Origin of the sequence: Trinickia sp. Y13 (genome assembly GCF_029522115.1) — a bacterium.
GTDB lineage: Bacteria > Pseudomonadota > Gammaproteobacteria > Burkholderiales > Burkholderiaceae > Trinickia.
This window is the reverse complement of the sequence record NZ_JAKWFK010000015.1, coordinates 1-20,241: the sequence shown is the minus strand read 5'-3', so window position 1 is coordinate 20,241 and position 20,241 is coordinate 1. Positions and strand designations below refer to the sequence as shown.

The following is a 20,241-nucleotide window of genomic DNA, read 5'->3' as shown; positions in this document are numbered from 1 at the left end:
TTGAGCACGTTGATCGTCTTACTGCCGCCGCGAGATCCGGCGGTGCCGTCACAAGAATGGCAACTCCCCGAGATGCCGTTCGTGCTGCTCGACAAGAGTGGCCGCAAGGAACGCGCGGGGCTCGCGCGGCTCGCATTTCTGCCGCGCGCGTCGACGACTGTGCTGATCGTTGCCGCCCGCGACTTGTTGATGCTCGCGGCGACGCTGCCTCCGGTGAAGGGGCAGCGCTTGAAACAGGCCCTGCCCAATGTGGTCGAGGACTATCTGATTCAGGACGCGCAGACCTGCCATGTCGCGCTCGATCCGCGCCCGCTCGCCGGCACGCAGCGCATGCTGGCCGTGATCGATCGCGGGTGGTTTCGCTTCATCGTCGAGGCCTTCAATGCGGCGGGTCACCGGAGCCTGCGCGCCGTGCCCGTCACACGGTGCTTGCCCGCGCCGCTCGTGCGCGCGCCCGAGCTCGAAGCGGCGCTGATCGAAGAGGATGCGGTTGCGGGCGGCGATGTAGGCGGGCAGGCGTCGCAACGCGAGCCGCTCGTGGCGGCCGTCCTTGGCACCGTAGCGCAGACTGCGCCGGCGATTCTGGCCGATGCGGCGTTGGCGGCGAGCGCCGAGCCCACGCTGGTGGACGACGCCGAGCCACGCGTGGAATTGGCGCTCGCGCGCGGTGCCCACGGAGAAGGGTTGGCCGTGCCGCTCTCGGCTCTCGGCACGACGCTTGCGGCGCTCGCAGGCGGCGCGGACGTCACGGTGTACGAACTCACTGAACTGCCGGGCGGCGAACCGACGCTTGCAGGGGAAGCTACGCCCGCGCATGGGGTGCACGTGGGCGTTGCGCCGCTGGCGTTCGATACGCTGGCCCGCAATGCGCTCGCTTGCGATTTCGACTTATGCCAATTCGAGTTCGAATCGCGGCCGTGGCGGCTCGATCGTGCGACGCTACGCCGATTGCGTTTGCCGATCGCGCTCGCGGCAGCTGCGCTCTTTGTCGCCGTGATCGGTGCAAACGTGCAGTGGATGATGCTCACCCGTGAACGCGACGCGCTCACCGCGCAGATGACGGAGCTGCTGTTGAATGCGTTCCCGAAGACGACGGTCGTACTCGATCCGGCCACACAAATGAGGACGCAACTCGAGCACTTGCGCGCGGCGGCCGGCGAGCTTTCCCCCGACGATTTTCTGTCGCTGGCGGCGCGTCTCGATCGTTCGCTCGGCGCCGTCCCGGTGAACGGAATCGCCTCGCTCGACTATCACGACCGGCGTCTCGAGGTGATGTTCAAGCCTGACGTGAAGCCTGACCCCGCGTTCACGCAGAGGCTGGCGCAAAACGCGCTCACGGGCGAGATCGACACGAACACGGGCAAATGGGTCATTCGAAACGGGAGCGGCCAATGAACTTCGGCGCATTGAGCGAAGTGTGGGCCGGCTTCTGGGAGCCGCGCACCGCGCGGGAAAAACTGCTGCTGACATGGGGCGGCGTGGCCGTCGGCATCGTCATCGCCTATTCGGTTCTGTGGGCGCCGGCGCAACAGGGGCGCACGCATTTGCGCGCAACCCTGCCGGCGATGCAACGGCAGATCGCGCAGATGACGGCACAGGCCGACGAGGCGCGCTCGCTCGCGCCGGCGGCGCAAGGCGTCACGCCGACGGGCGGCGCGCTGCGCGATGCGATCGCGTCCTCGCTGACGCAAGCGGGCATCGCGACGACGCAGGTGCGCCTAACGGGCGAGGCCGTGCAAATCGAAGCGAAGAACGCATCGTTCCCGGCGTGGACGATGTGGCTCGACGATGTGCGCAAACAGTTCAAAGTGCATGTGACCGAAATGCATGCGACGGCGCTCAAGGCCGATGGGCAGGTCGATCTCACGGCGACGCTGCAGCCGGCGACGGCGCCTGCGAGGTCGCCGCGATGAGCGCGTGGTCGCTTGGCAACCGGGCGCGAGGCTGGGCCGCGCGAGGTGGCGTATGAGTCTCGGGTGGCGGCGCTTGCTCGCCGCTTTGCCGTGGCTCGTCATCGCCCTCGTCTCATGCGGTGTCACGCTTCTGGTCATGATGCCGGCGGCGTGGATCACGCCGCAATTTGCGAAGGCGTCGCAGGGACACGTCAATCTGATCGATCCCTCGGGCTCCGTCTGGAACGGCTCTGCCACGCTCGTGCTGGCGGCCGGTAGAGACGCCGGCGCGGGCACGTTGCTGCCGGGGCGGGTGCGGTGGCAAACGGCCTTTTGGCCGCTGCTCACGGGCCATTTGGACATGCGCATGCAGCACGTCCCCGCTATGCCCGAAGCGATCGAGGTGGCTGCCGGGGCGCGCTCGGCGACGGTGTCCGCCGGGGAAATCGCGGTGCCGGCCGCGCTGCTCGCCGGGTTGGGCGCGCCGTTCAACACGCTCGATTTGCGTGGCTCGGTGCGCGTCGCGTGGACGCCGTGGCGGGTGCTCGGCACGCGCGCATACGGGCAACTCGTGGTCACGTTGACGGACATGACCTCGCGCGTGTCGCCCGTCAAACCGCTGGGCTCGTACCGCGTGGTGTTTCAATCGCAAGGCGACGATTCGACGATCGATCTATCGACGTTGAATGGCCCGCTGATGCTGAGCGGGCACGGCATAGTCTCTGCCAACTCCACGTCGTTTCACGGACAAGCGAGCGCCCAGCCGCAGGCGCGCGACAATCTGGCTGGGCTGTTGAACGTGCTCGGCCACCCCAACGGAGACGGCACGATCGCGCTCGATTACTCGCGCTAGTGCGCCGCAGTCGATGCGGCGGGCTGGGCCGAGACTGCCGCCGCGCCGGTTTCCCGGTCCATTTGCGCAAGCTCCCATCCGCCGCCCAGCGCCTTCACCAGCCCGACCGAAGAAACCATCCGTTCTCCGGCGAGGGTCGCTAGCTTTTGCTCGGCGAGAAATGCCGTGGTCTGCGCGGTCAGCACATTGACGTAGCCCACGGTGCCGGCCTTGTATTCGTTCGTGACGATCGCAAGCGCCTGCTTGGCCGAATCGACGGCCTCTCGTTGGACGACGATCTCCTGCGCGAGAATGCGTTGCGACGCCAGGGCATCCTCGACTTCTTGAAACGCGCCCAGCACGGTCTGCCGATAGACCGCCACTTGCTGGTCATAGGCGGCGCGCGCGGCCTGCGTCTGTGCGCGCCGCAGCCCGCCGTCGAACAGGGTTGCGGCCAATTGCGGGCCGACCGTCCAGAAGCGCGAGGGCAGCGTAAAGAGCTGCGACAGCACCGAACTTTGGAAGCCGCCCTGAGCGGAGAGCGTCAGCGACGGGAAGTAGGCCGACATCGCCACCCCGATTTGCTCGTTGGCCTGCGCCGCGCGACGCTCGGCTGCCGCGATGTCGGGCCGCCGCTCGAGCAGGGCCGACGGCACATCGATGGGCACGGCGGGCGGTTCGGCATCGAGCGGGATGGCAGGTAGCGAGAAAGTCGATGCGCTTTGGCCCACCAGCACGGCAATGGCATGCTCGTCCTGCGCACGCGCGACGCCGTTGTCGATGGCCGCTGCTTGCGCGGATCGCAACTGCGTTTGCGCCTGAATCACGTCCGAGCGCGCAGCGACCCCTTGCGCGTACTGGTTTTGCGTGAGTTTGAGCGATTGCGCATAGGCGGCCACGGTATCGTCGAGCAGCTTTTGCGTCGCATCGAGGGTGCGCAATTGAAAGTAGGTTTGCGCGAGCGTCGCTTGCGCGGACAGGCGCGCATTGGCGAGATCGGCGGCCGCTCCTTCCTGCCCGGCTTGCTGCGCCCCAACGGTGCGGCTCACTTTGCCCCAGAGGTCCGGCTCCCACGTCGCATCGAGCGTGGTGTCGAAGCTGTTGCTCACGCGAGAAACCGAATTGGTCGTGCCCACGGCGTTCGTGCCCGAGAGCCGTTGGCCCGAGCGCGAAGCACTCGCCGATAGGCCGAGCGACGGAAAATACGCCGCGCGTGCTTCGCCCACGAGCGCGCGCGCTTGCCGGTAGGCCGCCGCAAACTGCGCGATCGTTTGATTGTTCGCGTTCAGTTGCTCGATCAACGCGGCGAGCCGGGCGTCGCCGTAGATGGACCACCAGGGTCCCCGGTCGGCCCGATCGGCGGGCTCGGCCACCTTCCAGCCAGCCGGCGTTTCCTTGTAGGCGGCAGGCGCGCTCGTGCTGGGCCGTTGGTAATCGGGGCCGACGGCGCATCCTGCGAGTGCGGCGGCGGCCGCCGCGATGGCGAGCGCGGTCGCGAAACGGACCGGCAGCGTCTGACGGAAAAAGGAGCGAGGGCGACGAAGCGGCATGCGCAGAGCAGGAGTCCCGAGTGATGCGCCCGATGGTAACGCACGGCAGCAACGCACTGGTTACGGCAAGTTACCGCCGTGATGCCCCCGCCGGCCGCTCCACCTAGATACAAGCCTCAACCATCATTGCATAGAAAAATATTGACATAGCAATCAATTTTGGCCATATTGGCGCCGAACGCAAAACACCGAGCGGGCAGGCGCGCGGCCGCGCCCCGTTCAATGATAAGGAGAATGCGCATGGCGAACGCAGCTTCCGCGGCGGCCGAACCGATGGCGGGTCCTGCGCCGTTGCAGGGCGGCACATTGGCGCTGCTGACGATCGGTTTGGCCTTCGGCACCTTCATGGAGGTGCTCGACACCTCGATCGCGAACGTCGCCGTCCCGACCATCTCGGGCAGCCTTGGCGTGGCCACGAGCGATGGCACGTGGGTGATCTCGTCGTACTCGGTCGCTGCGGCGATCGCGGTGCCGCTGACGGGATGGCTCGCGCGGCGCGTGGGCGAGGTGCGGTTGTTCACGATGTCGGTGCTCGCTTTCACGATGGCTTCGGCGCTGTGCGGCCTCGCCGGGAATTTTCCGACTCTGATCGCTTTTCGGCTGTTGCAAGGGCTCGTGTCGGGGCCGATGGTGCCGCTCTCGCAGACCATCCTCATGCGCAGCTACCCCGCGCAAAAGCGCGGGTTGGCGCTGGGCCTGTGGGCGATGACGGTGATCGTCGCGCCCATCTTCGGTCCCGTGATGGGCGGTTGGATTACGGACAACTACACATGGCCGTGGATCTTCTATATCAACCTGCCGATCGGCCTCATCTCGGCTTCGTCCGCCTACTTCCTGTTGCGCGGGCGCGAAACGCAGACGACCAAGCAACGGATCGATGCCGTCGGGCTCGGGTTGCTCGTGATTGGCGTCTCTTGCCTGCAGATGATGCTCGATCTGGGCAAGGACCGTGACTGGTTCAACTCGACCTTCATCGTCTCCCTCGCGCTGATCGCCGTGGTGGCGTTGGCCTTTCTGCTGGCTTGGGAGGTGACGGAGAAGACGCCTGTCATCGATCTGACGCTGTTCAAAGACCGCAATTTCGCCCTGGGCGCGCTGATCATTTTTCTGGGCTACATGACTTTCTTCGGGTCGGTCGTCATCTTTCCGCTGTGGTTGCAGACGGTGATGGGCTACACGGCAGGCCTGGCCGGATTGGCGACGGCGCCCGTCGGGCTGCTGGCGCTCGTTCTGTCGCCGATCATCGGGCGCAATCTGCATCGGCTCGATCTGCGCATGGTCGCAAGCTTTGCCTTCACCGTATTTGCCATCGTGTCCGTGTGGAATGGAACGTTTACGCTCGATGTGCCGTTCAATCACGTCATCTTGCCGCGGATCGTGCAGGGCATCGGCGTGGCGTGCTTCTTCGTGCCGATGACGACGATCACGTTGTCGAGCATCCCCGACGAGCGCCTGGCCAGCGCCTCGGGGTTGTCGAACTTCTTACGCACGCTTGCGGGCGCCATCGGCACCGCGATCAGCACGACGTACTGGGAAAACGATGCGATCTACCATCACGCGGTGCTGGCCGAATCGGTCAGCCGCTATTCGGCTAGCACGACCGCCTATCAAAGCGCGCTCGGCACGCTCGGCCTGACGGGCGACAGCGTCAGCGCTCAATTGAACGCGCTCGTCACCCAGCAGGGATACATGATGGCGACGAACGACTTCTTCCGGATTTCATGCGCGGCGTTCGTGCTGTTGGCCGTCCTTGTGTGGGTGACCAAGCCCAAGCGCGGCAGCGGCCCCGCGATGGCTCACTGACGCGGCGCCGGCGTCCCGGGCTACTGTGGATCTTGCGGGGCTGACAGTTGCGGGTGCGCGCCGGCATCCGTCCCCGATCTGACGAATTGCTTGAAGCTCGCGGCCGCCTGCCAGGGGTCGGGCTTGCAGCCGGCGAGCGGGCGATCGCAGTGGGCGGCAAAGCCGATCGTCGAGGTGCCGTCCGCGTTGCGCGCGCGCGTGACTTGGTAAGCCGGCGCGCCGCTGCCCCCGGCCGGACCGGCGGTTTGGATCACGTCCGAGCTGTTTGTTTGCAAGGGATAGTGCGCGTTCTGCACGATCCATTGCCGCGCCCGTTGCCACCAGAGCGGGCATTGATCGGCACGGCACACGAGCGGTGCGGTCGCCATCTGCATCGTTTCCGGCTTGACCTGGTTCGTTGCTGCGCAACCGGCCGCTAGTATGCAAGCGATCGCCGATCCTATGATCCTCATCCCACCCCCCTTCTTTGCGTCATGGCGTTGGCGGTTCGACGCGGATCGCGCGCACTCGTTCGTTCGGCGTTCGCCGCTCGAAGGTCAGACGCTGAAGCGTTCCAGGGTGTAGCTGCGATAGTCGTGGACGAAATCGTCGAACGACGCGCTGGCGTCGCGCCGTTCGAGCTCGGCTTGCTCGGCGAGCGAGCGCTCGGCCAGCCGGTCGAATGCGGCGACAACTTCGCGCTCGAGCGGCCGCGCCCGAAAGTGCTCGGCATGCGCTTCGCTTTGCGCAAGTCCAAACGCGAGGAAGCTCTGTCCGCGCTCGCGCATCGTGCGCAGCACGCGCGCCGAAGGCGTCGCGTCCGGGTCGGCCACCTTCGCGCGCTGCGCCTTGACGGCTGCGGCATAGTCGTTGCCGCCGCGCGCCGCATCGAGTGCGTGCGCGGCCGCTTCGATCCGATCCAGCAGCTCGCCGGCCCAATCGCGCAGCGACACCGCGCGCCCTTCGCGCATGAGCGCGAGGCCAGGCTTGCGCCCTTCCAGCGTGACGCTGCCGAAATTGGCGTTGGCTTCGGCATAGGCGGGCGGCGGCAAGGCGGGGCTTTCATCGAGCGCGCAGACGAGCAGATACGCATCGAGAAAGCGAGCCGTCTCGACGCTGATGCCGCACGGTTCGAACGGGTCGATATCGAGGCAGCGCGCTTCCACGTACTGGATGCCCCGCGAGGCCAGCGCATGGAGCGGGCGCTCGCCCGGATCGGTCACGCGCTTGGGGCGAATCGTCGAATAGAACTCGTTCTCGATTTGCAGGACGTTCGTGTTGATCTGCACCCAGTGGCCGTCGCGGTGCGTGCCGAGCGCCTCGTACGGCGGATACGGTTCGCTCACCGCCCGCGCGAGCGCTTCCAAATACCCGGGGAGCGAGTCGTAGTCCGGTTGCAACGCAGCTTGGGCCGTCGTGTTCGAGTAGCCGAGATCGCTCATGCGCAGGCTCGTGGCGTAGGGGCGATAGAGCGTCGTTTCGTCGAAGGTTTCGAGCGAGTGCGGCCGACCGCGCAAGAACGCGCGATCGAGCGCGGGCGAGGCGCCGAACAAGTACATCAGCAGCCAGCTCGTGCGCCGAAAATTGCGGATCAGTGCGAGGTAGCACGCCGATTGATAGTCGACGGCGCCGGCGCCGCTCGGGCGTTGCGCGTGCAACAGAGGCCAAGCTTCCTCGCTTAGCGAGTAGTTGTAGTGAATGCCGGCGATGCATTGCATCGTGCGGCCGTAGCGCAGCGCGAGCCCATGGCGATAGACGTGCTTGAGGCGGCCGATGTTCGATACGCCGTATTGCGCGATCGGGATTTCGTCGTCGGCGGGCAACCGGCCCGGCATCGAGTCGTTCCAGAGCAGTTCGTCGTCGAGCTGCGCATAGACGTAGCGATGCAGTTCGTCGAGCCGCGCAATCACTTGTTCGGGAGTGGCCTCGGCCGGCGTGATGAGCTCGAGCAGCGCTTCGGAGTAGTCCGTGGTCAGCGAAGGGTGCGTCAGCGCCGAGCCTAGCGCGCGCGGATGCGCGGTCATCGCGAGCGCCCCGTCGCGCATGACGCGCAAGCTTTCCTTCTCGATTCCGCGCAGGCTGCGGGCGAGCACGTCCCGCGCGGCCGGCGACGTCAACACCGATAGGCGCTGGGCAAATGCATCGGACTGAAGTGGCGTTTGGATATCTGACATCGAAGCCGATCGGGCGAGCGCGCTCAGAGTTTCGCGCGGCGCCGCGATGCAATCATTTTTGAGTAGCGGGCACTTTAACACCGTGCCGCGAACCTCGCTTGAAGCCAGGCCCAGCAAGGGCTCGGACCGCCGCAAGGGCGATTGGAGCGCTCCCGGACCGCCCGGGCGCGGCCCTGATCGGCTGGCGAGGACCGCTGTGCCTAACCGCCCCGGTTCGCCCCGGCGCGATCGGCGATTTCGTTCCAAAGATGCATCGCCGCGTAGGCGCGCCAGGGGCGCCAAGCTTCGGTGCGCGCGCGTTGAAGCGGGGCGCGCGCGAGGGCGGGATCGCGCGCCGCGATCGCTTGCATCAGCACGAGATCGGTGGCGGGAAAGGCATCGACGTCGCGCCAGGCGCGCATCGCGATGTATTCGACGGTCCAAGGACCGATGCCGGGCAGTGCGAGCAGCGTCGCGCGCGCATCGGCCAGCGTGGCCGCCGATACGCGCCCCGCATGAATCGCATCGATCGGCGCTTCGCCGCTCGCCACGGCCCGTGCAAGTCCCTGCAGGGCCGCCACGCGCTTGCCGGGCATGCCGATCTGCGCGAGATCGGCAGCGGCGAGCGCGGCGGGGGTCGGGAAGCGCCAAGCGGTGCCCGGATGCGGATGGTCGTCGATGCGCTCGCCCGCGCGTGCGACGATGCGGCCGATCAGCGTCGTCGCGGCTTTGACGCTGACCTGCTGGCCGACGATCGCGCGCACGACCAGCTCGAACGCGGACCACGCCCCGGGCAGGCGCAGCCCCGGCGCCGCGGCGACGAGCGGCGCGAGCCACGGGTCGCGGCCAAGATGCGCGCCGATGGCGGCGGGGTCCGCATCGACGTCGAACATGGTCGCCACGTGCGGCGCAAGCGCTTGCGCGTGGCGGCTGGCGGGTCCTTCCACGGTCGCGACGAGGCGGCGCCTGCGCGGATGGCGTGCGACGACGAGCGTGCCGCTCGCGCCGTCCCAAGCGATGGCGCGGCGGTACGTGCCCTCTTCCACGGCCTCGACGCCCGGTGTTGCGCGTCTCGCGAAAAAGCGTAGGACGCGCGCCCAGTCATAAGGCGCTTTGAACGCCAGCTCGAAGCTAACGGCCGGCGCAGTGCTCAAGCTGCGTCGTCCAAATCGCGCGTGACGGCGGCAGGCGCGACGCCCGAGTGCGCCGCCTCGGCTTCTAGCAAGGCCGCCTTGCGCGCGATGCCCCACCGATAGCCGGCGAGCGCCCCGCCTTTTTGCAGGACGCGATGGCAGGGAATGGCGAGGGCGAGTTCGTTCGATGCGCACGCGCTCGCTACGGCGCGCACCGCATTGGGCACGCCCAGTGAGGCGGCGACTTCGGTGTAGCTGCGCGTCTGCCCGTAAGGGATGCGCCGCAGCGCATCCCAGACGCGCTGGCGAAAGGCGGTCGCGCTGACATCGAGCGGAAGGTCGAACGTTTCGCGCTGCCCGCGCAGATAGGCATCGATCTGCTCGATGAAGGGCGCGATGCGCTCGCGCCCTTCGACGAGCTTGGCGTTGGCGAACGCGTGCCGCAACGCGTGGCCGAGCTGGACCGGGTCGTCGCCGAAGGCGATGCGGCAAATCCCTTTGTCCGTCGCCGCGACCAGCACGTGGCCGAGCGCCGTGGCGGCGCTGGCGTAGTAGACCGTGAGGCCCGCGCCCTTTTTCCGGTAGGCGGAAGGCGCCATCCCCAATTCGCCCGGGACGCTATCGTAGAGCCGCGACGGCGAATTGAAGCCCGCATCGAGCGCGGCGCGCGTGACGCCCTGCCCGCGCTGGAGCGCGTCGCGCAGCGCGGCGCCGCGGCGGGCGGCCTGATATTCGCGCGGCGAGACGCCGACGACGCGTTTGAACAGCCGCTGCAGATGAAACGGGCTGACGTGGACGGCCGCGGAGAGCTGCGCGAGGGTCATGCGCGCTTGCGGGTCGGCATCGAGCGCCGCACAGACGCGCTCGACGATCGCCATGTCGCGCGGCAAGCCGTCGGGATGGCATCGTTTGCAGGGGCGAAAGCCCGCCGCCTGGGCCTCGGCGGCCGTGGCGAAAAACGCGACATTTTCCCGCCGCGGCAGGCGCGAGGCGCACGAGGGCCGGCAGAAGACGCCCGTCGTGGCGACGGCGTAGAAAAATGCGCCGTCGGCGTGCGCGTCGCGCGCGACGACCGCATCCCAGCGCTCGTGATCCGTTCTGTAGGCGGTATCCATGATGTTTCCCGACGTTGGCGAAGTAGACGATGCCCACTGTATGCGTCAGTGCCAAGCCCTGCGCGCCGAATATTGCGGTGTCATTCGCCTGCCTCGTTCGATCCCCAATTTCTGGTGATTCCGGTGGGGGAGGCAGTGAAATCCCCCATAGAATCTTTTGTCATTTTCCGAAACAAAAAGATATTGCATCGCACCATCGAGGTGTGTATAGTTGGAACTGTCTCCTCCATGTCTCCTCCTGATATGGATTCACCCGCTCCCTGTGAGCGGGTTTTTTTTTGCCCTTGCCGCGCTGGAGCCCCGCCCAGAGCGGGTCCCGAGAGCGTGCGCCTCTCGCTCCATGGTCCGTGCACCGGCGCGGGATGCCGCGCTTGCCGTACACTGGCCGAATCCGCGGCCTGCCGCCGGCCGCATCTGTCCCATGCCTCGATTGTGAGGGGAACGTCGATGAAACCGATCATTCGCGAAATCGACCACGTCGTGATTCGAGCGGCCGACCCGGCCGCGATGGCGCGCTTTTACTGCGAGGCGCTCGGCTGCACGATCGAAAAAGCGCAACCCGAAATCGGACTGACCCAGCTGCGCGCAGGGCGCTCGATGATCGATTTGCTTGCGCCCGGCTCGACGATCGATCGCAGTGACAGCGGCATACCCGGTCAAGGGCGAAATATGGACCACCTATGCCTGCGAATCGAACATTTCGACGCGCAGCGGCTCAGCGCACATTTGACTGCCCACGGGGCTCGGCTGGGCCCTGTGGGGCGCCGTTACGGGGCCGACGGTTTCGGGCCATCGCTCTATCTGTTCGACCCAGAGGGCAACATGGTGGAGCTGAAAGGACCGCCGGAAGCGGCGCTTGCGACTTCGCTTTGATCGCTGCGAAGCCGGATGAGAGATGCTGCTGCGCGCTCTTTCGTCGCGCGTGAGCCGGTGCGACTGCTGCGTTCGCTCGCGCTGACGATCGGGCGAAGGCCAACACGCCGCGCAAGCCGACAACGAGCGCAAGATCGCTCAGGCCGCGCTGCGTGCCTTGAGCACGGTCCACTGCAGCTCGACCGGGTCGGCGTTGGCGGTCGTGAGCCAGCCTGCGCCATCTTGCACCGTCAACTGCAGCCGCATGGTTCTTTCGGCTAACCGTGCGAGCGCCTCGCCCGCCCCTTCCGCGAGCGACCAGACCTCGACGTTGCGCAGCCGTTCGACCTTGCCGCGCAATCCGTCCCACCAAAGCTGCGAGGTGCGGCCGCCATAGGCAATGACATAGACCTGTTCCGCTCGTCCGCTGGCCTTTGCGAGTCGACGCTCGTCGGGCTGCCCCACTTCGATCCAGGTTCGAATCGCGCCCGTCAGGTCTTTTTCCCACAGATCGGGCTCGTCGGTGTCGGACAAGCCTTTGGCCAGTTCGAGCCGCTCGCTCGCGAAGAAGGCAAAGGCGGCGAGCCGGACCATCATTCGCTCATCGGTTTCGGACGGGTGACGAGCGATAGTCAAGGCGTGGTCGCCGTAGTAATGCCGATCCATGTCGGCAATTTGAAGCTCGGCTTTGTAGATCGTCGATTTGAGGGCCATGCAGCGTCGAAAGAACTCGTTTGCGCGAATCGGTCGCGGATCGGGTGCGGGGCGCGTTCAATCGCGCACCGACCACAGGCGGGCATGATAGCGAAAACGAGTGCCGCAATGACGAACGGCCCGGTTGCGACCGGGCCGGAATCGAAAATCGACGCACGAGCGCGAGCGTGCCGAGCGCGCTCGCGGGGAACGCTGGCAACGCGAACGCGCAGCCGCACGACGGCGCACTCGCGCCGCGGGCCGCTGCGGTTCAGCCGTGCCGCACCAGCAGCGTTACGCTACTGCTTGATGAATTCCGCGTGAGTCCAAAGGCCTTCCGTATCCTGGTTGCCGGCGTTGACGAATTCCACGTCCCGCCCGACGACGCGCACGACGCGAAAGTCCGCATTTTCAGGGGCCGATAAGCATTGGAAACCGGAGAAGAACTCCTGCATTTTCTGCTGTTCGCCCGCCTGGGCGTGCTGGTAGGCCGAATCGAGCTTATCCTTCGATAAGCATCCGTAGGCGCCTTGCCTGAATTGGAAAGTCTGCTGAGGCTTCAGGACATTGTCCTGCGCTTGGGCGACCGTGGCCGCTGCGGCCAATCCAACGAGCATCAAAAGCATGCCGGCTTGTTTCTTCATATACGCCTCCATGCGGGTTTTCACTGTGGTTAGCTATGTATTTAAAGGCAATCCAAAACCCGCGTGTTTCAGCGTAGAGCATGCGTGCCAAAGCACAAGCACATCTTGTGTGCGTTTGCAAAAGCGACGGATTGTCGCACCAGCGCCGCACCCCTTCGCCATGCGCCTTGGCTTGGCCGGGAGCTGGCTTCGGCGGAAGTCTGCGCGGATGCATCGTCTCGAGAAGCGCACCGGATAAGGCCCTGTGCGCAGCAACGCCGTTGCGCATAAAAAAATTAAGCGGCTCAATAAAACACAAAAAGCATTTGCGGCACCGCACATAAAGATCCCAAAAAGCGTGCGCGACAAATGCGGAATAAGGGATTAGTTACGGGACAAAAAGGATGCCGGGACGACGGCCCCCGGAAAATGCCGTGCGCACTGCTCGCCGCGGCCCGGGCCATGCTAACTGCAATGGTGTGCAATGCATTGCCCAAGCACGGGTCGCCGGGCGCACGCGCCGCTCGTTGACGGTCTGCGCTATCGTTATGGCCGCCACGTTACCGCTAGCTCGATGCTGCAAAACCGGCGGTGCCCGCCAATGCGCGCGAGACAACGCCCGGCTCGCAAGCCGCTGCACGAGGCGCGCGACATGCGCATAGAATGGATTTCACGTTTTCCGGCGCAGGAGGCTCATCGTGATCGAGCGAGTGATTTTGGGCGCATTTCTCGTGCTGCCGCTGTTGATCGTGGCGTTCCTTTTCTCCGATGAACTGTGGCAGGACCACTTGCGACAGACGCGCGGCGCGGCGCCTCGTCGCGTCGATTGGCGCCATCCGCTGCGCAGCTTGCTGCATCGTCATTGATTGGCCCGTACGGGTCAGCGCTCGTCATGACGGAGCATGCCTGCACTGCGCGAACCTGCAGGCGGCATGCGTGCAATCGCACAACGCCGCGCGATGCGCTGGCGCCGGTTCGACGCGCCGCATTCTCATTCTTCAATCGAAAACCCGACCGAAAGCCGATCCTCTCGCCGGGGACGACGATACGGTTTGCCCGAGTGCTCCCAAAAAAGGGGACATTGATGCCGATCAAATGCCCGGTTTCCAAGGCCGGTTACGGTGCTCGGTTCCGCCTTTTCAATTATCATATTAAAAAGTTGGCCGCCGCTGAAGCGAACCAACTATCTCGTCATTAGAAACGTTTTCATCCGATAAAACACTTAAGGTTTATCCCGCATGTGCCGTTCACGCCCCCTGTGACCGTCGGGTTTCCCCGATGGAGTTAATGGATGGTGAGAGACGTCCTTTATCAAAGGTAGCGAAATGAACTTATCCCACATGAAAGTGGCGACCCGCCTTGCGATCGGCTTTACGCTGGTTTCCGGCCTACTTGTCCTGGTTACCGTTTTTGCGCTGATGCGCATGGCCTCGTTGGAAGGGGCAATGATCAATATCACCGACGTGAACTCGGTGGAAGCGAACCTGGCGAACCGAATCGACGAAACGATCTCCAATCGCGCACTGGCCTTGCGCAATTTGCTCTTGCTGCAAGCGGACCAGCAAGACCAGATCCAAATCGAGACGAAGCGCTTCGACGACGAAACGGCGGTTTACGCTCAAAGCACTGCCAAACTCGCGACCATGTTTACGCTGCGGGGTACGAGCGAGGAGGAGAAAGCCTTGCTGGCGGGGATGCGCGAGCAGGGGGAACTTGCCTTGCCGATGATGCAAAAAGCCAGAGAACTCGCGATGTCGGGCCAACGCGATGCCGCCTATCATTTGCTTCGCTTCGAATTGCGGCCGATTCAAGCGAAATGGTGGGGCTACGTGCGCAAGCTGCGCACGCTCGAACATCAACAGAACGGTGAGCTAACCGCCAGCGCGAAGGAGTCGTATGCGGCGAGCCGGCTCGGCATCATGGCCCTCGCGCTGTGTGCGCTCGTCATGAGCGTGATCGCTTCGTTCGCGATCACGCGCGGCATCCTCAAGCAACTCGGCGGCGAGCCTGCCGCTGCCGCCGACGCCGCGGACCGCGTTGCGTCGGGCGACTTGACGGTGAACGTCGTCGTCAAGAGCGGTGACAACGCGAGCCTCATGCATTCGATGAAGACGATGCGCGAAAGCCTCGTCGGCATCGTGAGCCAAGTCCACGTCAGCACGGGTGCGATTGCCTCGGCGGCGGGGCAAATCGCAAGCGGGAACCTCGATCTGTCTTCGCGTACCGAAGAGCAAGCCGCTTCGCTCGAGCAAACCGCCGCTTCCATGGAAGAGCTGACGGCCACGGTCAAACGCAATTCGGAGCACGCGCGCCAGGCAAACGAACTCGCGGCGTCGGCTTCGACGGTGTCCGAGCGGGCAGGCAATGTCGTTTCCCAGGTTGTGCAGACCATGGGCTCGATCAATCAAGCCTCGCAAAAGATCGTCGAGATCATCAGTGTGATCGACGGCATCGCATTCCAAACCAACATTCTCGCGTTGAACGCGGCCGTCGAGGCGGCCCGCGCCGGCGAGCAAGGACGCGGCTTCGCCGTCGTTGCCTCCGAAGTGCGTTCGCTCGCACAGCGCTCGGCCACGGCGGCAAAAGAGATCAAGGCATTGATCGGCGGTTCGGTCGAGCAGGTGGAACAGGGCAACCGGCTCGTCGACGAGGCCGGCACGACGATGAACGAAGTGCTCGATAGCGTCAAGCGCGTGACGCTCATCATGACCGAGATCATGAACGCTAGCGAAGAGCAAGCGACCGGCATCGAGCAAATCAATCTCGCGCTCACGCAGATGGACCAAGTAACGCAGCAAAACGCGGCGCTCGTCGAGGAAGCGGCGGCCGCTGCCGAATCGATGCGCGAGCAGGCCGAGACGCTCGTCACCGCGGTCAGCGTGTTCAAGCTGCGCCACGGTGCGCCCTCGGACGTGTCGCCGCGTGCGGGCGCGCAGCCCACTTCGCAGCGGCTCGCGCCGCCCTCGCGCCGCGCCATGCTCTCATACGAGCCGGCCTGACCGCAGCGCTTCGATTCCATAGTCGGCGCGAAGGTTTCAGCCGCCGCGCCGAAGTCGGATCGGTGGGCAGCCATCGAGAAGCGAAAGGGCGTCTATGACCACGCAAGCGTCGGCCGCTTGCGCGTGACGACGACAGTGCGATGGACACGAGAGTAAGGATGCTCCCATGAACAGTAACGGACCGGCCCGTGCCGGCTCCCATGTGCCTTCCCGCGAAACCGAATCGGCAAACGCCGGGCAAACGAGCGAGCGCCCCCCAGATGCCAACATCTTCTGGCATGCGGGCAGCGTGGCCGAGCATGCGCGCGAGTTGCAATTCGGCCATTCCCCCGTGACCTTCTGGCTGACAGGGTTGAGCGGCGCGGGCAAGTCGACGATCGCCTTCGATCTCGAGCGCTTGCTTCGGCGTGAGGCTCGCCCCTGCGCGGTGCTCGACGGCGACAACCTGCGTTGCGGCTTGAACCGCGACCTCGGCTTTTCCGAAGCGGATCGCCGCGAGAACGTGCGGCGTGCAGCCGAGGTGGCCCGCTTGATGAACGACGTTGGCCTCATCGTCGTCACCTCCTTCGTTTCGCCGCTGCGCCAGGATCGCGCCGCCGCGCGCGAGATCGTGGGCGCGGCGCGGTTCGTCGAGGTGCATGTGAGCACGCCGCTTCAAGTGTGCGAATCGCGCGATCCGAAAGGGCTTTACCGCAAGGCGCGCCGCGGCGAACTTGCGGATTTCACGGGCGTAAACGCGCCTTACGAGCCGCCGCTCGCGCCGGCCTGCTCGCTCGATACGGCGAAGTTGCCCGAAGGCGGCGCTGCGGCCCTATTGCTCGACTACTTGCTGCAGCGTGACCGGGAGCGCAACGATGGTGCAATGCGCTGAGCCCTTATCGCGGGCAACGCCGGCGCTGGCCTACGACGTATTCAACGGCGACGCCGACGGCCTGTGCGCGTTGCATCAGCTGCGACTCGCGCAGCCCCGCGATGCCATCTGCATCACGGGCGTCAAGCGAGACATCGCGCTACTGCGGCACGTGCCGTGCGAACCGGGCGTCGACGTGACCGTGCTCGACATTTCGCTCGACGCGAACCTCGATGCTTTGACGCGCTTGCTCGATGCCGGGGCACGCGTGGCGTATTACGATCATCACGGCGCCAAGCGCGCATTCGCGCATGCTGGGTTGACCCTCTCGTGGGACGAGTCGCCGCATGTCTGCACGAGCGTGATCGTGGACCGCGTGCTCGGCGGCCGTTATCGGCCGTGGGCGATCGCCGCCGCGTTCGGCGACAACCTCGAGGCGACGGCTCACAGGCTCGCGGCCGCTCGCGGCATGGCCGAACACGAGATCGCGGCGCTCGCCACACTGGGTCGTTTGCTCAACTACAACGCATATGGCGAATCGCTCGACGACTTGCACATGCCGCCGCAGACGCTCTATCGGGAGTTGCATCAGTTTGCCGATCCGCTCGAATTCGTGGCGAGCGCCCGATGCTTTGCGCAGCTCGAACATGGCTACTGGCAGGACCTTTCCCATGCGGATGCGCTGACGCCTTACTGGACCAGCGATGGCTGTGCGGTATACGTCTTGCCGGACGCACCGTGGGCGCGACGCATTTCGGGCACCTTCGCCAATCTGCTGGCCGCACAAGCGCGCGATCAATCGTTCGCGGTCCTGAACGAACGGGCCGACGGCTCGTGCTGCGTCAGCGTGCGCTCGGCCAAGCCCGATTTGCTTCCGGCGAACACGCTGTGCGAGCGCTTCGATAGCGGCGGAGGACGACGCGCTGCGGCTGGCATCAACGCTTTGCCGAACGCCGCGATCGACGTTTTCGTCGAAGCCTTTTCAAACTATTTCGCGGCGACCTTTCTCTGTCCCGTGGATTTCAAATAAGAACCCGAGGAAGACCGACTATGAACCGAGAGACCCATTCCCCCGCAAGCGGCGTCCGACCGCGGCCGGTATTGATGATCCCATTGCGGCGTTGCGGCAGTCATGCGCTGCGGCTTCGATTGAACTTCAATCCTGCCTTCTATTCCCCCTACCCGCTGCATATCGTCGACTTCATGCCGATCGTCCCCCTCTACGGCGATCTCGACGACGATCGCGCGTATTTTCGTCTCGTGAGCGACGTGATCGGCCTGCAGGCGGCGAGCATGGTGAAGTGGCCCGGCCTCGTGTTCGACCCGGTGGATGTGTTCGAAGCGATCCGCAACGCACCGCGCAGCGTGCACCGTGTCGTATGGGAGTTGCTGCTGCGCGCGGGCGAGCAGAGCGGCGCGCGCGTGGTCATGGATAAATCGCTCGACAGCGTGCATTACGCCGACGAGATGATGCGGCTCTTTCCGGACATGCTGTTTCTGAACGTCGTACGCGATCCGCGCGCGCAGGTCGCCTCGATGAATAAAGCCATCATTCACGATTTCGACACGCGGCTCAATGCGCGGACGTGGGTCGAAGCTCATCGCGCAGCCGATCGCGTCCAAGCGCGATACCCGCAGCGCACGCTCACGATCCGCTATGAGGATTTCCTGGCGGACGAAGAAGCCGTGCTCAAGCGTATTTGCGCGTTCTTCGACATCGAATTTCTGCCGCGGATGCTCGATGTCGCGCACTCGGCGGAGGCGCGACAGATCTCGCGCATGTCCGCGCTGTGGTCGTCCAATTGCTTCGCGCCGATCGCAGCCAACATCGATAAGTACAAAAAGGTTTTGTCGATGGATGAAATCGCCACGATCGAAACGCTGACGAGCGAATACATGCAACGCTACGGCTACGAGCGCTTGACCGATGAACACGCGCCGGTCGATGCGGGCGCTTTGGAGGCGGCGCTTGCCGCGTCCGATATCGGCCGCGACGAGGCTTGGCGCGAACTGGAGCGCGCGAACTTTCGCGACTTCGCCTTGCGGCGGCATCGCGCCGAGTATTTGGCGTCGGTGCGAGCGCGAATGGAGCGATGCGCCGCCGAGCAGGCGATACGCGGCGCTGCCGCGCCGGCGAAGCTCGACGAACTGACCGAGCAGTTCGAGGTCACGGACTGACCGGGCGTCGGCGCTCTTCCAATACAACGAAAGCCGCCGCATCGGACGCCGTGCGCAATGCACGCGCGGCGCCGGTCGGTCGGGCCTTGCAACCTGAGAGAACTTTGACCATGTCGGTCGCGATGACTTTGCAGACGCAAATCGCGCTCGCCTGCCTGTCGGGCTTGTCGATCGGCTTCACGCTGGGCTTTGTCGGCGGCGGCGCCGGCACGCTTTCGGTGCCGCTGTTGCTCTACTTCGTGAAGGTCGGCGATGCGCACGTCGCCATTGGGACGACCGCCGCCGCGGTTGCCGCGACGGCGCTCGTCAACCTCGTTTCATACGCACGCGCTGGGCTCGTGCGGTGGCGCGCGGGGGCGGTGTTCGCCGCCGCCGGCATGGCCGGGGCGTTTGGCGGCTCGCGCTGGTCGCTGCACGTCGACGGCGGCGCGTTGATGCTGCTGCTCGCCGCGATCGTCGCCGTCGTCTCCATGCTCATGTTTTCGCCGGTGCAGGCGAGCGGCCACGTGGCGCCCGCCAGCGCGACGCCGGGCCGGGGCTTCGCCACCGCGGGAGCGGGGATGGCCGTCGGCGGTGTGGCCGGTTTTTTCGGCATCAGCGGCGGCTTTTTGTCGGTGCCCGCGCTGCATTTCATCGCACGCGTGCCGATGCTCGAAGCGGTGGCCTCCTCGCTCGTATCGGTAGTCGCATTCGGCTCCATGACGGCGGCCAACTATGCGCTCGCCGGTAAGGTCGACGTGCCGCTTGCCGTGGCATTGGTCGCGGGCGGCATCGCGGGCGGTTGCGCGGGAAGGCGCGCCGCGAAAGCGATTTCCGTCAAACGTCACGCGCTGCGGCGCTTTTCCGCGGCATTGCTGCTGCTCACCGCAGCCTACATCACGTACCGGAGCCTGGGTTAGCCGCGTCGATATCGGCGGCCGCGAACACCATGCCCCTTTCCCAGTCATCAATGAAAACCGAAGAGAACATCATGTGCCTTCTTCTCGATCCTGCCGATGCCGACGCCCGCTTGCTTGCGCATCCGCGCATGGACCACCTCGACTGGCTCGAGGCCGAATCGATCCACATCCTGCGCGAGCTCGTGGCCGAATGCAGCAAGCCGGCGTTGCTGTTCTCGGGCGGCAAGGATTCGGTGGTGGTGCTGCATCTGGCGCTCAAGGCGTTTGGCCTGGGCGCGAACCGCAAGACGTCGCTGCCGTTTCCGCTGGTGCACATCGACACGGGGCACAACTATCCGGAGGTGATCGACTTTCGCGATCGCCGCGCCGAGCAGATCGGCGCGCAATTGGTGGTGGGCCACGTGGAGGATTCGATCAAGCGCGGCACGGTGCGGCTGCGCCGCGAGACCGACTCGCGCAATGCCGCGCAAGCGGTGACGCTGCTCGAGACGATCGAGGCGCATGGCTTCACGGCGATGATCGGCGGCGCGCGCCGCGACGAAGAGAAGGCGCGCGCCAAGGAGCGCATCTTCTCGTTTCGCGACGAGTTCGGCCAGTGGGACCCCAAAGCGCAGCGGCCCGAGTTGTGGAGCATCTACAACGCGCGCCTGCACAAGGGCGAGCACCTGCGCGTGTTCCCGATCTCGAACT

19 protein-coding genes are annotated in these 20,241 nt (G+C 65.4%); 12 read left to right on the top strand and 7 right to left on the bottom strand.

The features are described 5' to 3' along the window. From gspL to MMB74_RS22165, 3 genes are read left to right on the top strand one after another with little or no spacing between them, the layout of a single operon-like run. Positions 1-1,395: a type II secretion system protein GspL gene (gspL, locus tag MMB74_RS22175; protein ID WP_277430813.1), complete on the top strand. Its 1,395-nt coding sequence runs from the start codon at positions 1-3 to the stop codon at positions 1,393-1,395. Then, positions 1,392-1,913: a type II secretion system protein M gene (locus MMB74_RS22170; protein ID WP_277430812.1), complete on the top strand. Its 522-nt coding sequence runs from the start codon at positions 1,392-1,394 to the stop codon at positions 1,911-1,913. The genes gspL and MMB74_RS22170 overlap by 4 nt, the downstream gene beginning before the upstream one ends. 52 nt (positions 1,914-1,965) lie before the next feature. Then, the gene (locus MMB74_RS22165; protein WP_277430811.1) at positions 1,966-2,745 is read left to right on the top strand and encodes a type II secretion system protein N; all 780 of its coding nucleotides are present in this window, start codon (positions 1,966-1,968) and stop codon (positions 2,743-2,745) included. Here MMB74_RS22165 and MMB74_RS22160 read toward each other — a convergent pair. Then, positions 2,742-4,274, bottom strand: coding sequence for an efflux transporter outer membrane subunit (locus MMB74_RS22160; RefSeq protein ID WP_277430810.1), 1,533 nt, complete (start codon positions 4,272-4,274; stop codon positions 2,742-2,744). The two genes, MMB74_RS22165 and MMB74_RS22160, sit on opposite strands and share 4 nt — an antisense overlap. A 240-nt stretch (positions 4,275-4,514) precedes the next feature. On the opposite strand from MMB74_RS22160, the gene MMB74_RS22155 reads away from it, so the two are divergent. Then, on the top strand, positions 4,515-6,077 hold the full coding sequence (locus tag MMB74_RS22155) for a DHA2 family efflux MFS transporter permease subunit (RefSeq protein WP_277430809.1): 1,563 nt from the start codon (positions 4,515-4,517) through the stop codon (positions 6,075-6,077). 20 nt (positions 6,078-6,097) lie between these two features. Here the strand turns inward: MMB74_RS22155 and MMB74_RS22150 are convergent, their stop codons facing one another. The 4 genes from MMB74_RS22150 to ada form a co-directional block, all read right to left on the bottom strand. Then, on the bottom strand, positions 6,098-6,529 hold the full coding sequence (locus MMB74_RS22150) for a hypothetical protein (RefSeq protein ID WP_277430808.1): 432 nt from the start codon (positions 6,527-6,529) through the stop codon (positions 6,098-6,100). An 84-nt stretch (positions 6,530-6,613) separates the two neighbouring features. Next, on the bottom strand, positions 6,614-8,230 hold the full coding sequence (gene gshA / locus MMB74_RS22145) for a glutamate--cysteine ligase (RefSeq protein ID WP_277430807.1): 1,617 nt from the start codon (positions 8,228-8,230) through the stop codon (positions 6,614-6,616). Positions 8,231-8,430: 200 nt separating this feature from the next. Next, positions 8,431-9,363 (bottom strand): DNA-3-methyladenine glycosylase, encoded by a 933-nt coding sequence (locus MMB74_RS22140; protein ID WP_277430806.1) that lies wholly within the window; start codon positions 9,361-9,363, stop codon positions 8,431-8,433. Further along, on the bottom strand, positions 9,360-10,457 hold the full coding sequence (gene ada / locus MMB74_RS22135; protein WP_277430805.1) for a bifunctional DNA-binding transcriptional regulator/O6-methylguanine-DNA methyltransferase Ada: 1,098 nt from the start codon (positions 10,455-10,457) through the stop codon (positions 9,360-9,362). Before ada ends, MMB74_RS22140 begins: the two co-directional genes overlap by 4 nt. A gap of 447 nt (positions 10,458-10,904) precedes the next feature. Between ada and MMB74_RS22130 the strand changes: the two genes are divergently transcribed. Then, positions 10,905-11,330: a VOC family protein gene (locus tag MMB74_RS22130; RefSeq protein ID WP_277430804.1), complete on the top strand. Its 426-nt coding sequence runs from the start codon at positions 10,905-10,907 to the stop codon at positions 11,328-11,330. A 138-nt stretch (positions 11,331-11,468) separates the two neighbouring features. Here the strand turns inward: MMB74_RS22130 and MMB74_RS22125 are convergent, their stop codons facing one another. Continuing rightward, positions 11,469-12,023: a YaeQ family protein gene (locus tag MMB74_RS22125; RefSeq protein ID WP_277430803.1), complete on the bottom strand. Its 555-nt coding sequence runs from the start codon at positions 12,021-12,023 to the stop codon at positions 11,469-11,471. Positions 12,024-12,301: 278 nt separating this feature from the next. Beyond that, positions 12,302-12,646 carry a hypothetical protein gene (locus tag MMB74_RS22120; protein WP_277430802.1) on the bottom strand — a complete coding sequence of 115 codons (345 nt, stop codon included), beginning with the start codon at positions 12,644-12,646 and terminating at the stop codon, positions 12,302-12,304. Between the two features lie 677 nt (positions 12,647-13,323). Here MMB74_RS22120 and MMB74_RS22115 point away from each other — a divergent pair. From MMB74_RS22115 to cysD, 7 genes are all read left to right on the top strand, one after another. Then, positions 13,324-13,491: a hypothetical protein gene (locus MMB74_RS22115; protein ID WP_277430801.1), complete on the top strand. Its 168-nt coding sequence runs from the start codon at positions 13,324-13,326 to the stop codon at positions 13,489-13,491. 459 nt (positions 13,492-13,950) lie between these two features. Then, positions 13,951-15,624: a methyl-accepting chemotaxis protein gene (locus MMB74_RS22110; RefSeq protein WP_277430800.1), complete on the top strand. Its 1,674-nt coding sequence runs from the start codon at positions 13,951-13,953 to the stop codon at positions 15,622-15,624. Between the two features lie 166 nt (positions 15,625-15,790). Further along, positions 15,791-16,495 (top strand): adenylyl-sulfate kinase, encoded by a 705-nt coding sequence (cysC, locus tag MMB74_RS22105; RefSeq protein WP_277430799.1) that lies wholly within the window; start codon positions 15,791-15,793, stop codon positions 16,493-16,495. Next, entirely contained in the window at positions 16,479-17,504 is a 1,026-nt protein-coding gene (locus tag MMB74_RS22100) for a DHH family phosphoesterase (RefSeq protein ID WP_277430798.1), read from the top strand. Before cysC ends, MMB74_RS22100 begins: the two co-directional genes overlap by 17 nt. A 20-nt stretch (positions 17,505-17,524) precedes the next feature. After that, entirely contained in the window at positions 17,525-18,652 is a 1,128-nt protein-coding gene (locus MMB74_RS22095; protein WP_277430797.1) for a sulfotransferase, read from the top strand. Positions 18,653-18,762: 110 nt separating this feature from the next. Next, positions 18,763-19,551 carry a sulfite exporter TauE/SafE family protein gene (locus tag MMB74_RS22090; RefSeq protein ID WP_277430796.1) on the top strand — a complete coding sequence of 263 codons (789 nt, stop codon included), beginning with the start codon at positions 18,763-18,765 and terminating at the stop codon, positions 19,549-19,551. Between the two features lie 71 nt (positions 19,552-19,622). Then, on the top strand, positions 19,623-20,241 hold a 619-nt coding region (gene cysD / locus MMB74_RS22085; protein ID WP_346780699.1), incomplete at its 3' end, for a sulfate adenylyltransferase subunit CysD.

What these genes read in the sequence shown, in the direction of transcription:
- MMB74_RS22110 (WP_277430800.1), top strand. Translation starts at nt 13,951, where the DNA reads ATGAACTTATCCCACATGAAAGTGGCGACCCGCCTTGCGATCGGCTTT.
- ada (WP_277430805.1), bottom strand. Translation starts at nt 10,457, where the DNA reads ATGGATACCGCCTACAGAACGGATCACGAGCGCTGGGATGCGGTCGTC.
- MMB74_RS22090 (WP_277430796.1), top strand. Translation starts at nt 18,763, where the DNA reads ATGTCGGTCGCGATGACTTTGCAGACGCAAATCGCGCTCGCCTGCCTG.
- MMB74_RS22160 (WP_277430810.1), bottom strand. Translation starts at nt 4,274, where the DNA reads ATGCCGCTTCGTCGCCCTCGCTCCTTTTTCCGTCAGACGCTGCCGGTC.
- MMB74_RS22170 (WP_277430812.1), top strand. Translation starts at nt 1,392, where the DNA reads ATGAACTTCGGCGCATTGAGCGAAGTGTGGGCCGGCTTCTGGGAGCCG.
- MMB74_RS22155 (WP_277430809.1), top strand. Translation starts at nt 4,515, where the DNA reads ATGGCGAACGCAGCTTCCGCGGCGGCCGAACCGATGGCGGGTCCTGCG.
- MMB74_RS22125 (WP_277430803.1), bottom strand. Translation starts at nt 12,023, where the DNA reads ATGGCCCTCAAATCGACGATCTACAAAGCCGAGCTTCAAATTGCCGAC.
- MMB74_RS22130 (WP_277430804.1), top strand. Translation starts at nt 10,905, where the DNA reads ATGAAACCGATCATTCGCGAAATCGACCACGTCGTGATTCGAGCGGCC.
- MMB74_RS22165 (WP_277430811.1), top strand. Translation starts at nt 1,966, where the DNA reads ATGAGTCTCGGGTGGCGGCGCTTGCTCGCCGCTTTGCCGTGGCTCGTC.
- MMB74_RS22120 (WP_277430802.1), bottom strand. Translation starts at nt 12,646, where the DNA reads ATGAAGAAACAAGCCGGCATGCTTTTGATGCTCGTTGGATTGGCCGCA.
- MMB74_RS22095 (WP_277430797.1), top strand. Translation starts at nt 17,525, where the DNA reads ATGAACCGAGAGACCCATTCCCCCGCAAGCGGCGTCCGACCGCGGCCG.
- MMB74_RS22150 (WP_277430808.1), bottom strand. Translation starts at nt 6,529, where the DNA reads ATGAGGATCATAGGATCGGCGATCGCTTGCATACTAGCGGCCGGTTGC.
- MMB74_RS22100 (WP_277430798.1), top strand. Translation starts at nt 16,479, where the DNA reads ATGGTGCAATGCGCTGAGCCCTTATCGCGGGCAACGCCGGCGCTGGCC.
- gshA (WP_277430807.1), bottom strand. Translation starts at nt 8,230, where the DNA reads ATGTCAGATATCCAAACGCCACTTCAGTCCGATGCATTTGCCCAGCGC.
- cysC (WP_277430799.1), top strand. Translation starts at nt 15,791, where the DNA reads ATGAACAGTAACGGACCGGCCCGTGCCGGCTCCCATGTGCCTTCCCGC.